Annotated in this window: 12 protein-coding genes; 2 read left to right on the top strand and 10 right to left on the bottom strand. The window is 40.4% G+C overall.

Annotated elements, in window-relative coordinates:
• Window positions 1–305: 305 nt before the first annotated feature.
• The 5 genes from HH219_RS04145 to rplU all read right to left on the bottom strand — a co-directional run bounded on the left by HH219_RS04145 (window position 306) and on the right by rplU (window position 3227).
• A complete protein-coding gene (locus HH219_RS04145; RefSeq protein ID WP_169326721.1) occupies window positions 306–683 on the bottom strand; it encodes a DUF3718 domain-containing protein in 378 nt (125 codons plus the stop codon).
• Window positions 684–762: 79 nt separating this feature from the next.
• Window positions 763–1254: a type 3 dihydrofolate reductase gene (gene folA, locus HH219_RS04140; RefSeq protein ID WP_169326720.1), complete on the bottom strand. Its 492-nt coding sequence runs from the start codon at window positions 1252–1254 to the stop codon at window positions 763–765.
• Between the two features lie 72 nt (window positions 1255–1326).
• Complete coding sequence (gene cgtA, locus HH219_RS04135; RefSeq protein ID WP_054203100.1) at window positions 1327–2487, bottom strand: Obg family GTPase CgtA; 1161 nt, start codon at window positions 2485–2487, stop codon at window positions 1327–1329.
• Between the two features lie 154 nt (window positions 2488–2641).
• Window positions 2642–2899 (bottom strand): 50S ribosomal protein L27, encoded by a 258-nt coding sequence (gene rpmA, locus HH219_RS04130; RefSeq protein ID WP_054203099.1) that lies wholly within the window; start codon window positions 2897–2899, stop codon window positions 2642–2644.
• A gap of 16 nt (window positions 2900–2915) precedes the next feature.
• Complete coding sequence (rplU, locus tag HH219_RS04125; protein ID WP_004587921.1) at window positions 2916–3227, bottom strand: 50S ribosomal protein L21; 312 nt, start codon at window positions 3225–3227, stop codon at window positions 2916–2918.
• A gap of 687 nt (window positions 3228–3914) precedes the next feature.
• Between rplU and ispB the strand changes: the two genes are divergently transcribed.
• A complete protein-coding gene (ispB, locus tag HH219_RS04120) occupies window positions 3915–4886 on the top strand; it encodes an octaprenyl diphosphate synthase (RefSeq protein ID WP_169326719.1) in 972 nt (323 codons plus the stop codon).
• Between the two features lie 84 nt (window positions 4887–4970).
• On the opposite strand, the gene mdh is transcribed toward ispB, so the two are convergent.
• Complete coding sequence (gene mdh, locus HH219_RS04115) at window positions 4971–5906, bottom strand: malate dehydrogenase (RefSeq protein ID WP_169326718.1); 936 nt, start codon at window positions 5904–5906, stop codon at window positions 4971–4973.
• Window positions 5907–6123: 217 nt separating this feature from the next.
• Here mdh and argR point away from each other — a divergent pair, with 217 nt between their 5' ends.
• Window positions 6124–6591 (top strand): transcriptional regulator ArgR, encoded by a 468-nt coding sequence (argR, locus tag HH219_RS04110; protein ID WP_054454574.1) that lies wholly within the window; start codon window positions 6124–6126, stop codon window positions 6589–6591.
• Here the strand turns inward: argR and HH219_RS04105 are convergent.
• The 4 genes from HH219_RS04105 to HH219_RS04090 all read right to left on the bottom strand — a co-directional run bounded on the left by HH219_RS04105 (window position 6588) and on the right by HH219_RS04090 (window position 11236).
• Entirely contained in the window at window positions 6588–7487 is a 900-nt protein-coding gene (locus HH219_RS04105; RefSeq protein WP_054203095.1) for a Dyp-type peroxidase, read from the bottom strand. The genes argR and HH219_RS04105 overlap by 4 nt on opposite strands.
• Window positions 7488–7550: 63 nt before the next feature.
• On the bottom strand, window positions 7551–8600 hold the full coding sequence (locus tag HH219_RS04100; protein ID WP_169326717.1) for an ABC transporter ATP-binding protein: 1050 nt from the start codon (window positions 8598–8600) through the stop codon (window positions 7551–7553).
• A complete protein-coding gene (locus HH219_RS04095) occupies window positions 8601–10232 on the bottom strand; it encodes an iron ABC transporter permease (protein ID WP_169326716.1) in 1632 nt (543 codons plus the stop codon).
• The gene (locus tag HH219_RS04090; RefSeq protein ID WP_169326715.1) at window positions 10232–11236 is read right to left on the bottom strand and encodes a Fe(3+) ABC transporter substrate-binding protein; all 1005 of its coding nucleotides are present in this window, start codon (window positions 11234–11236) and stop codon (window positions 10232–10234) included. The genes HH219_RS04095 and HH219_RS04090 overlap by 1 nt, the downstream gene beginning before the upstream one ends.
• Window positions 11237–12271 lie beyond the last annotated feature (1035 nt).

The raw sequence follows: 12271 nt of genomic DNA, 5'->3' as shown, positions 1-12271 counted from the left end.
CCTAGGGGCGATTTACTCTTTCTTTGTTGCTTGGTTTTCACTCAGCCCACTCGATTCCAAACCTCGCGGAGCGATTAAACCTCCCCGCGTTTGAACAAATTTCAATCCACAAAGGTCAACACGCCCTAGGCAAAAATTTTTATATCTAGTTGTTCTAAATAAAATTTTTAACGACGTAATAGCGTGATTTAATTCGTTAAATTGTTCAAATATTTATGCAGATTGGTATAAGAAGGTAACGCCACATTCGAATCGCCATAAAAAAACCGCGGCAGCCGCGGTTCTTTTAATAATTAAATCAGCGGTTATAAACCCGCACGATCTTTAATTACTGCAATTAGTGCAGAGCCGCCATGGCCGTTTGCCTCAGCCCATGCGATGTCTGCACCGTCAGATAGTGCACTTTTAGATAAGTTTTTCACAACATACTCACCTGCATCTGCCGCATTACTGGCAATCGCATGACGAAGAAGGTTATTACCATTACATAGTACAGCATCGTAAAGATTACGGATTTTTACACGCGAGCTCTTAAGCTTACTACGCAAGCGGTTTTTATCATCCGCAGCAATGTATTCGCAGACTGAAACTGCTAATTGATTATCTGCTTTAGCTGGTGCACTGAAAACCATAGAACCAGAAACTACTGTTGCAGCAATAAGTAACGTCGATAATTTAATCATTTTGTACCCTTGTGTAATACTTTTAACCTACCCTAATTGTCTAATATTGTACCAACGTATAAGAATAAGCGCAATAATGTTACGTAATTTTATCTAATGTAACGAATTTATAGGCATGTAAATTCTTTTCATCAGCTTGGTTAAATTGTTCTTCAACAACGTGCCAATTAGCCATTTTTTCATAATCAGGAAATTGCGTATCCCCGTCAACATCAAGCTCAATAAAAGTAAGATAGAGTGAATCTGCGCGTTCTAAAAATTGCTGATAAATATTTCCACCACCAACAATCATCACTTCATCACTCTCACAAGCCAATGAAAGCGCGGCTTCTGGCGATGCTACAACCTCAATACCTGGTGCACTATATTCAGTGTTACGACTAATGATTATATTTTTTCGTCCAGGTAAAGGACGACCGATTGACTCAAATGTTTTACGTCCCATGATCACAGGTTTACTCATTGTTACCGCTTTAAAATGCTGTAAATCAGCAGGTAAATGCCATGGCATTTTATTATCTTGGCCTATGACTCGGTTGTTAGCCATCGCGGCAATCATTGAAATTTTCACATTAACATCCAATACTTTTTCATTAAACAAGAAAAAAGGAGCACAGGCTCCTTTTATATAATCTATCTCTGATTAACGTTCGTAGACAACTTCAACGTCATAATCATCGTCATCCCAGTTGTCCCAATCATCGTCGTCATCATTCTTCTTCTTAGTCGCATCTTTATGGTAAGTATCCCATTTAAACTCAACATCTTCATCTTCGATTGGCACAAACTTCTCTTTCGGCATACTATCAAGCAGTGTCATGATGTTATGAATAAGAGGCTGTGTATGTAATTTATTAATTGCTGAAATACTATAAATATTTTCAGTCTCGCCAAGCTCTTCAGCAATTTGCTCACACAACGCCTTAGCTTCATCCTCTGGCAATAAATCAATCTTATTGAACACTAACCAACGCGGTTTTTCAGCAAGCTTAGGGCTGTACTGATGTAGCTCATTAATAATCGCGAATGCATTATCAACTGGGTTTGAACCATCCACAGGCATTACATCAATAATATGCAGCAATACACGGCAACGCTCAAGGTGCTTCAAAAAGCGAATACCAAGACCTGCACCATCAGATGCGCCTTCTATTAAGCCTGGGATATCGGCAATAACAAATGATTTATTTGCTTCTGGACGCACAACACCCAGATTAGGAACAAGCGTGGTGAACGGGTAGTCTGCCACTTTAGGTCTAGCTGCTGATACACTGCGTATGAAGGTAGATTTCCCTGCATTAGGTAAACCTAATAAACCTACATCAGCTAATAATAATAGCTCTAATTTAAGGTTACGAACTTCACCTGGTGTACCCAGTGTTTTTTGACGAGGCGCTCGGTTAGTACTTGATTTAAAACGCGCATTCCCCAAGCCGTGGAAACCGCCTTTTGCAACCAAAATTCTTTGACCATTTTGCGTTAAATCGCCAAGACCTTCTTGAGTATCAACATCCATTATACGAGTACCCACTGGCACCATCACATATAAGTCGTCAGCCTTTTTACCCGTACAGTTACGGCTGCGACCATTTGTACCACGCTCAGCTCGATGAAAACGCTCAAACTGATAATCGATCAGGGTATTTAAGTTTTCATCCGCTTGTAGATAAACACTACCACCATCTCCACCGTCACCGCCGTCTGGTCCACCATCTGGGACATATTTTTCACGACGGAAAGACACGATACCACTGCCACCGTCGCCAGCTTCTGCGCGAATTTCTACTTCATCTACAAACTTCATGATTACTCACTTTAGGATTGGCTTGTTAATAACTCTATTATATACCCAAGTGGCCTATAGAGCACACTATGTAATAAAAACACTTGGGGATATATTCTTAAGACTTAAAACAAAAAACCCCGCAAAGGCGGGGTTTTTTAAGAACCGATTCTGATTACTCAGATACGATGCTTATGTATTTACGGTTTAAAGGACCTTTTTGTTCAAACTGAACTTTACCATCTGCTTTTGCGAAGATAGTGTGGTCTTTACCGATACCTGCGTTTGTGCCAGCATGGAATTTAGTTCCACGTTGACGAACAATGATGCTACCCGCTAGAACTGATTCGCCACCAAAACGCTTAACGCCAAGGCGTTTGCTTTCTGAATCGCGACCGTTACGAGTACTACCAGCTGCTTTTTTATGTGCCATTTCTAAGTACCTCTAATTAAGCGCTAATGCCAGTGATTTTAACTTCTGTGAACCATTGACGATGGCCCATTTGCTTACGAGAATGCTTACGGCGTCTAAATTTAACAACCTTAATCTTCTCACCGCGACCATGTGAAACAACCTCAGCTGTTACTTTACCACCGTTTACGAACGGTACACCGATCTCGATTTTCTCACCATCAGCAACTAAAAGTACTGAATCAAATTCAACTGCTGCACCAGTCTCAACGTCTAATTTCTCAAGACGAATTGTTTGACCTTCAGTCACACGGTGCTGTTTACCACCACTTTGGAAAACCGCGTACATAATTAACTCCGTCTGTGCGCCCTCAAATCGACGCAACTAAAATATTCTTCAATAGGGCGCGAAGTTTACGCTAATGTGCAAAAACTAGCAAGCCCGTTTATTAATTAAATGAATAAAAAATAGCTGCATTGAGAGCAATTCAATATTTTCCCCTATTTTATATTAAATTGACGTTATGCCAAGCGCTTTTTAACACCGAATGACAAATAAGTTACAGAGTAGGCAAACAGACGTCATGAATAAAAAACATCCACGATAAATTAGGGCGTGTTGACCTTTGTGGATTGAAATTTGTTCGATCTAGGGGCGATTTAATCGCGGCGCGAGGTTTGTAACCTAGCGGGCTAAGTAAAAACCGAGCAACAAAGAGTCAATCGCCCCTAGGAAGAACCCTTTGGGCAGCGCATGTTTGGAATTTATACTGCGTTATCGCCTATTTATGGGGAACAACCACACTACATAGGCTCTGCCTTGCCTAAATACCAAACATACTGCTGCAAAATCAATCACGAAAGGTCAACACGCCCTAGGCCAACTTTAAAAAAATAAAAAGTTAACTTGGCTAATTAAGGCTAAATTAAGCTGCTTAAACGTGTTTTTTCAGGGAATTGTCACAAAATATCGAGCAAGCGCGTTTTTTGTTGTACAATCGGCTGCGTATACCCATTAAATTTGGCTCGGAGATCAATGGATATAAAAGCTATCCAGGCGTTAATCGAAAACGATATGAATAACGTCAATCAACTTATATATGCGCAAATGCGCTCAGATGTGGCACTTGTCAATCAGCTTGGCTTATATATTGTTAACAGTGGCGGCAAACGCGTTCGTCCTATGTTAGCTATTTTAGCGGCCAAAGCACTTGGCTATGAAGGCAAAGACCATATCACCTTAGCAACCATTGTTGAATTTATTCACACTGCAACACTGCTTCATGACGATGTTGTTGATGAGTCAAACCTACGTCGCGGCACACCAACAGCAAATGCTGAATTTGGTAATGCTGCAAGCGTATTGGTCGGCGACTTTATCTACACTCGCTCATTTCAGCTTATGGTCGGGATTGGTAAAATGCAGGTAATGCAAATACTTGCCGATGCAACGAACGTGATTGCTGAAGGTGAAGTGCTGCAATTAATGAACTGCAATGACCCTGACACCACTGAAGACAGTTATATGCAGGTTATTTACTCTAAGACAGCTAAGTTATTCGAAGCTGCTACAGGGCTTGCTGCAGTCATTACTGAACAAAATGAAAAAACACTTAAAGCACTCAATTTATACGGGATGCATTTAGGTACTGCTTTTCAATTGGTTGATGATGTACTTGATTACAATGCGGATGCAGATCAGTTAGGTAAAAACATTGGTGATGATTTAGCTGAAGGTAAACCAACCCTGCCACTTATCTATGCTATGCAACAAGGTAATGCTGAACAGGTTCAGCTAATTCGTGATGCAATTGAGCACAGTAATGGTATGGAGCACTTAGACGCAATACTCAATACGCTAAATGAAACAAATGCACTCGAGTTCACCATGAATAAAGCAAACGAAGAAGCATATAAAGCCATTGCTTGTTTATCTGTGTTAGCTGATTCGCCTTATAAAGAAGCCTTAGTTAGCCTAGCCCGTATTGCTGTTGATCGTAGTCACTAAAATTAACGATTTGATTTCGAGCACAAAAAAGCCTGCAATTGCAGGCTTTTTTATTACCGCCAACAGCTGGCGATATAAGCAAGGTTAAGCGTTGATGAAATCAACACCTTCTTGGATGTCTTTTTTCAGCGTATCAAGCATATCGTTTTTAGCTTGTAGCTCAAACGCGCTTAGTTCGCCGTAAGAAAGAATCTCTTCTACGCCATTTTTACCTAAACGTACTGGATGAGCGAAGTATTCTGCATCGCCACTTTCAACTGCAACGTATGCATAATCTACAACGTCTTCACCTTGTAGGCCTTTAACTAAAGACATACAAAAACGTGCTGCAGCAGCACCCATTGATAATGTAGCAGAACCACCGCCAGCTTTAGCATTTACTACTTCAGTACCTGCATTTTGGATACGTGGAGTAAGCGCTGCAACTTCTTCATCAGTAAAGCTAACACCTTCAACTTGAGATAAAAGAGGAAGAATAGTTGTGCCTGAGTGACCACCAATTACTGGTACTTTCACAGTTGCAACATCAACACCTTTAAGCTCAGCTACGAACGCTTCAGAACGGATCACATCTAAAGTAGTGATACCGAAAACACGCTTAGCATCGTAAGTACCTGCTTTTTTGAAAACTTCAGCAACAATTGGCACAGTGCCATTTACTGGGTTTGTAATAATACCCACAAGTGCAGTAGGACAATTAGCAACAATGCCTTCTGCTAATGTTTTGATGATACCCGCATTTACGTTGAATAAATCAGCACGGTCCATACCAGGCTTACGTGGCATACCCGCAGGGATAAGCACGATATCACAACCCGTTAACGCTTGGTCAAGTGCGTCAGCACCAAAACCAGCTACTTTAACATCTGTTGGGATGTGAGAAAGGTCAACAGCAACACCAGGAACAACTGGAGCAACATCATAAAGTGATAATTCAGAACCAGCTGGTAAACCTGTTTTTAATAATAAAGACAACGCTTGGCCGATACCGCCTGCAGCACCTAATACAGCAACTTTCATTGGAATTCTCCGTAATTTGAGATAGGGAAATATTTGTGGCTCTAAAGATAATGAAATTAATGCCTAAAGACAAATTTATCCTGCTTATTTTGCATATAATTTCGACCATAGTTGTAAACTTTCTTGTTTACAAAGCGCATACGACAAACAACTACTGCATAAATATTCATTTTTGTGTAGAATTTAGCTCATCAAATAACAAGAGCAGAACAGCAACATGCAACCACATGATAAACAAGAAGCACTGGTAAAAGCCTTTAAATCACTTTTAAAAGAGGAGAATTTTGGTTCTCAAGGCGAAATCGTAGACGCTCTAAAAGAGCAAGGTTTTGATAATATCAGCCAGAGTAAAGTATCGCGCATGTTGAGTAAATTTGGCGCCGTACGCACGCGTAATGCAAAACAAGAGATGGTATATTGCCTACCCGCTGAAATGGGTGTACCTACAGCAAAAAGCCCATTGCGCCAATTAGTGATTGATATTATGCATAATGAAATGATGATCATTATTCGCACCAGCCCAGGTGCTGCACAATTAATTGCTCGCTTACTCGATTCATTAGGTAAAGCAGATGGTGTTTTGGGTACAATTGCCGGAGACGACACTATTTTTATCGCCCCAGCTAAAATTTCAGAAATTGATGTAACCCTTGAGCGTGTTCGTCTTTTATTTGATACGGTTTAAAGCTGCTTTAAAAAGTTAATTGACGGGGCAAAGAATGCCGACCCCATATCAGCTTGTGTAAAATCAAGCCAATGGTCATAGCATTCGCCCTGCCCTAAGCGGCTACGTAACACCTGCTCAAACACCGAGCCAAATGCGCCGCAGCTTATTGCTAATACACCTTGCTCATTTACATCACCGTAAGGCATGCTTTGATTGAGAAGCAACGCTTGACCTTGCTCGTCTTTAAGTTCAGTTCGTACTGCATGACTGGTTTCTAACGGTGGTATGATCAGCGTGTTATCTAATCGCGTACGCCCCATTATTTGCTCTTGTTCATGTAATGATAGATGCTGCCATACACTCAAATCATGCTTATAACGCTGCACATGGATATAACTACCTTGATCTTCAAAGTGCCCCGGCCTGCTAACTAAAGCCGTGATTCGCTTTTGACGACCATGGGGGGTATCCCCCCCGAGTATAAAACCATTAAAGTCGCGGCCATCTAAAAAGCGAAAATTACGTACTTGCTCAACAAGCTCAACATCAGGGGCAAACAATTTAAGTATTTGTAATGCGAACAAATGGTTTACGTCTTCTCTATCTGAACGAATTTGTACAAATAAATCGAACGGCTGTGCCCCCATAACATGATCATTATGCGTAATATTAGGAAAGCTTTGTAGTTGGCTTGGAATGAACTCAGGTAAAACATGTGGCCAATACTGCGCGCCTACAGCCACAAGGCTTGAGAGCATAGATTCTGAAAATTGATCAGCGAACTCGTCTTGAATCACACTGACTCGCTTTAATTTTTTACGCAATGACTCGTCATGACCATCAAATACATTAAAAAATAAATGCAAACCGTGTAGGTTTGCCTCAGCACAAATCCCCGATTGCGCTTGCGCCATGGTATTTCCTTAACTCAAAGTCTCATACACGGCGCTTTTGCTTTAAAATAAAAAGTCACTACTCTAATTAGCGAAAAAGTTTACCGTGTGCGGTTTTATTTTTATTGTAACCTGATCATTCTCTTTAAATGACTGGTCTAATTGAGCTGCAACTTCTATTTCTTGCTGTGCAATCATCACTTTATAAACATAATGGGAGCCAATAAAGCGACTATTGATAATAGTTACTGTATTAATACCCTCCTCACCTATTGAAACCGCGGTTAATAAAAGGTGATGTGGGCGAATATATAGCTGACCTAGTTGAGCCTGAGAACCTCGTGCAGCAAATGATTCAACACGCCCGTATGCAGTATTATATTCAGTTGCCGTTAATGCTTCTGCGTCCAAGTATATGCCTTGACCTAGAAACTCTGCAACCACCTTTGAACTCGGAGAGCTAAAAAGTTGCTCAGCGGTGCCCTGTTGAGCAATTTTTCCGCGATGCATCACCGCCAAAGTGTCAGAGAATGCAAATGCTTCCTCTTTTGAGTGTGTAACAAATACTGCAGACACGCGCTGCGCTTTAATAATACGACGGATATCAGCAATTAATTCAAATCGTACTTGGGTATCAATATTTGAAAATGGTTCATCTAATAATAATAAACTAGGTTTATAAGCGAGTGCCCTCGCAATCGCGACTCGCTGCTGCTGGCCGCCAGACAATTGGTGTGGAAAACGTTTAGCACAACCGATTAAATGTACCAATTCAAGCATTTCATCAACACGTTGCTGCTTTTGCGCTTTTGGCATTTTGGCTAACCCAAATGCAATATTATCGGCCACTGTTAAATGTGGGAACAATGCATAATCTTGAAACATCATACCGATATTACGATACTCTGGCGCCAAAAATAACTGTTCATCACTTACTAACTTACCATCAATAAAGACTTTACCTTGCTTGGCTTCTATTAACCCTGCTATTGCTTTTAATGTCGTGGTCTTTCCACAACCACTTGCACCAAGCAAACAGACGATCTCATCTTTGGCGACAGTTAAATCTAGATTTTCAATCACTGCGGTGCCGTTATACTGATACGATAAATTATCTAAGACTAAACTGCTCATTTAACTACGTTGCTCCATTGAGCGATTAACAAAATACAAAGGAATTAACCCTACTACGACTATCGATAACGCTGAAATAGAAGCCAACTCTAATTGCTCATCACTAACGTATTGGAATACATGTGTTGCTAATGTTTCAAAATTAAAAGGCCTTAATAATAAAGCGGCTGGTAACTCTTTCATGCATTCAATAAATACTAGTAACCCTGCGGTTAAAATACCACGACGTAACAACGGTATATGTACCTTGCGCAGAGTTTTACCTTGGCTTTGCCCCATGGATTGACTCGCCATATCAAGCGATGGGCTAATGCGCATAAAACTGGATTCTATTGCACCATGGGCAATGGCATAAAAGCGTACAACGTATGCAAATATAATTGCAAACAAAGTGCCACTTAATAACAGTCCTGGCACAAACCCAAGCGGCTCTAACCACGCATTTAATTTATCATCTAATAAAGTTAGGGGTAATAGTACTGCAATTGCAAGTACGGTACCTGGTAAAGCATACCCGGTACTCGCTAAGCGCCCAGGTATTAACGGGTACTGTTGCTTCGCTATTCGCTGATAAAAAACCACTAACAAACTCAAGATTATGGTAATGATGCTAACAATAGCTGCCACTTTAAAGCTTTGCCATGCATAAAGGAAAAACTGATCACTCCATGCTTGCTCAGCATACGAAATGGCATAACCTACCAACACTGCCACAGGCAGTAAAAACGCAAAAAACAAAACCACACAACAAAATGTAGTTGCACACCAGGCATGCTTCCCTTTAAGGCTATATAGTGCATCACTATTAACCCCTGATTGGCGCTCAAATACGGCTTGATCACGACGGCTAAAGCGCTCCATCATCAGAGCAATAAATAAAATAAGCAGCATAATGCCTGAAATTTTTGCAGCCGCAGTTAGTGAGTAATACCCTAGCCATGTGTCATACACAGCCGTTGTTAAAGTGCTCACAGCAAAGTAGTTAACAGTAGCAAAATCAGCCATTGTCTCCATACTTATAAGTGCAAGAGCGGCGACAATAGCACCACGAGCAAGCGGCAAGCTCACTTTAAAAAAACTTTGCCTAGGTGATAGCCCCATCAATTGACTTGCTTGCACTAATTTAAATGACTGCTCACGCAACGCTGTTTTAAAAATCAAATAAAGGTAAGGATAAAGCACTAAAGCAATCATCATAATCGCGCCGGGTAAGGTACGAATATCAAAAAACCAGTAGTCGTCTGGGGACTGCCAATTAAACCAATCACGCAGCGCTATTTGCACAGGTCCGGCATAATCAAACAAATCAGTATATACATAAGCAATAATGTACGTTGGCATCGCAAGGGGGAGCATTAATGCCCATTCAAACTGCTTTCGTCCGGGGAAATCACAATAAGCCGTTAACCAACCAAGCGGGAGTGCAATCGCACAGCTGACAACAGCCACTCCAAAAATAAGCACCAAAGTATTGCGGATGTAATCCCATAACACGGTTTCCCAGAGGTGACTAAACACCTCTGAATCCCCCTGTAGAGATTCAAAAAGAAGAAAACACAGCGGGGTTACTAGCACGATGCCAATAACCCACGCGAAAGATTGCCATCGCGACAACGAAAATTTAAAACTCATTAAAGATCGAACTTCACCTCATCTATTAGCTTAAGCGCTAACGGACGATATTTGCTAATTTCATCAAGTGGCAAGCTATCTTCCTTAAAGCTTCCCCAAGACGCAACTAAACTTGATAATTCAACGCCAGGTTTAACCGGATATTCCATATTAACCGACGCATATGTATTCTGTGCCTTATTGTCGGTCATAAACTCTATAAGTTTCAAGGCATTTTCAGAGTTTTTAGCGTACTTAGTCATAACTACACCAGAAACATTGATATGTGAGCCTCTATTATCTTGATTTGGGAAGTTTATATGTACAGCATCTGCCCATGGTTTTTGTGCTGGGTCTTCAATCATCTTACCAAAGTAGTAACTGTTACCTAACGCGATATCACACAATCCCTCTTTAACGGCCTTAACTTGCCCACGATCATTACCTTGTGGCTTACGCGCTAAGTTTGCTTTAACACCTTCAAGCCATGTTTTTGCTTGTACTTCACCATGATGCGCAATCATTGATGCAACTAAACCTAGGTTATAAGGATGTTTACCAGAGCGTGTACATAACTTACCTTTGTATTTAGGTAAAGCCAGCTCTTCGTAACTTAAATGCGGTAGTGCACCAACACGCTCTTTTGATGAATATACATTACGTACGCGTTTGGTTAATGCAATCCATTGGCCTTCAACATCACGAAATTTAGCAGGCACATTGCGGTTGACTGTTTCGCTATTGATTGTTTGAGTTAAATTTAGCTCATCTAATTGTACTAAATCACTAAAATTAGAAGTTAGAACTAAATCAGCTTGGCTATGTTTCCCTTCGCGTTTAACACGTTCAATTAAGCCTTTTTTAGCAAATACCACATTGGTTTTAATACCGGTTTGCTTAGTAAAATCATCTAAGATTGGTTGAATTAAGAATGGTTGACGAAAAGAATAAATATTTACCGCATCATCTGCAAATGCAGGTGCTGCCACGGTTAACCCAACCAAAATTGCTAACGTCTTTTTCATATATCGCTTCCACTTAAATAATAACTATTATCATGAAATAATACCTTTTCTCCATTTAAAGTGCACTCATTAAATATGCCTGACAACCATAATGGAAATTGCGTGTGAGATATCTCTTACGATCGTGCCAGTCATTGAGTATAAAACCTCAGAAAAGCCATCAAAAAACAAATTAAAACATTGAAATTTAAGGGTTATATTTATTTGTTGTTTCAATAGCCATATTTTACATCCGATTTGACCACTATTTTGTTTGCTAAAAGGCTCTATACTTACTTCATCGGTTAAGCAGTTAGGCTTAAATGAGTAAACGGACAAGGAATGATTACTCATAAACCTCGGATTTTAGGTTACGTTAGGAAAAAATGGAATTATGGACAGGCTCAGGATGAGCAACACTATGGATAGTAAATATATGGACAGCATCAAGATGATGCGAAAAGGATTAACAACAGGGCTCGTAAGAGGGTTGTTATACAGGATGTTATAAAAGCGGACGAATGGACAGGCCTTAAGGGTAACGCAATGGAACTGTTAATAAATGGATAGCATCAGGATGATGTGTAATGGATTAACAACAGGGTTCGTAAGAAGGTTGTTTACAGGATGTTGTAAAAAAGGATAGACGGACAGGCCTTAAAGGCAACGCAATGGAACTGTTTAATAAATGGATAGCATTAGGATTGATGCATAAAGGACGGGTAATAGATTTTACCGATATGGATGAATGGATACTACTTGGATATAGGCCCGGATAGCCTAAATCACGCAGAACGAATAAGTAACAGCGTGATCACATGGAATTGTAAAGTTTAGGAGTTGATTAAGTTCAATTGCAGGATGCAGAAAATTAGAAGATTCCGCAAGCGCGACTAGAGATAGTTCGCGCTTTTCTTTTGCCTGAATAAAGCTATCAGCTATCAGCTATCAGCTATCAGCTATCAGCTATCAGCTATCAGCTATCAGCTATCAGCTATCAGCTATCAGCTATCAGCTATCAGCTATCAGCTATCAGCTATCAGCTATCAGCTATCA

The sequence above is a fragment of the Pseudoalteromonas sp. NEC-BIFX-2020_015 genome, assembly GCF_012952265.1.
Classification (GTDB): Bacteria; Pseudomonadota; Gammaproteobacteria; order Enterobacterales; family Alteromonadaceae; genus Pseudoalteromonas; species Pseudoalteromonas neustonica.
The sequence above is the reverse complement of the archived record's forward strand: the minus strand, read 5'-3'. Positions and strand labels throughout refer to the sequence as shown.

Coding starts and splice junctions, on each gene's coding strand:
- HH219_RS04145 (WP_169326721.1), bottom strand. CDS start 683: ATGATTAAATTATCGACGTTACTTATTGCTGCAACAGTAGTTTCTGGT.
- cgtA (WP_054203100.1), bottom strand. CDS start 2,487: ATGAAGTTTGTAGATGAAGTAGAAATTCGCGCAGAAGCTGGCGACGGT.
- rpmA (WP_054203099.1), bottom strand. CDS start 2,899: ATGGCACATAAAAAAGCAGCTGGTAGTACTCGTAACGGTCGCGATTCA.
- rplU (WP_004587921.1), bottom strand. CDS start 3,227: ATGTACGCGGTTTTCCAAAGTGGTGGTAAACAGCACCGTGTGACTGAA.
- ispB (WP_169326719.1), top strand. CDS start 3,915: ATGGATATAAAAGCTATCCAGGCGTTAATCGAAAACGATATGAATAAC.
- mdh (WP_169326718.1), bottom strand. CDS start 5,906: ATGAAAGTTGCTGTATTAGGTGCTGCAGGCGGTATCGGCCAAGCGTTG.
- argR (WP_054454574.1), top strand. CDS start 6,124: ATGCAACCACATGATAAACAAGAAGCACTGGTAAAAGCCTTTAAATCA.
- HH219_RS04105 (WP_054203095.1), bottom strand. CDS start 7,487: ATGGCGCAAGCGCAATCGGGGATTTGTGCTGAGGCAAACCTACACGGT.
- HH219_RS04100 (WP_169326717.1), bottom strand. CDS start 8,600: ATGAGCAGTTTAGTCTTAGATAATTTATCGTATCAGTATAACGGCACC.
- HH219_RS04095 (WP_169326716.1), bottom strand. CDS start 10,232: ATGAGTTTTAAATTTTCGTTGTCGCGATGGCAATCTTTCGCGTGGGTT.
- HH219_RS04090 (WP_169326715.1), bottom strand. CDS start 11,236: ATGAAAAAGACGTTAGCAATTTTGGTTGGGTTAACCGTGGCAGCACCT.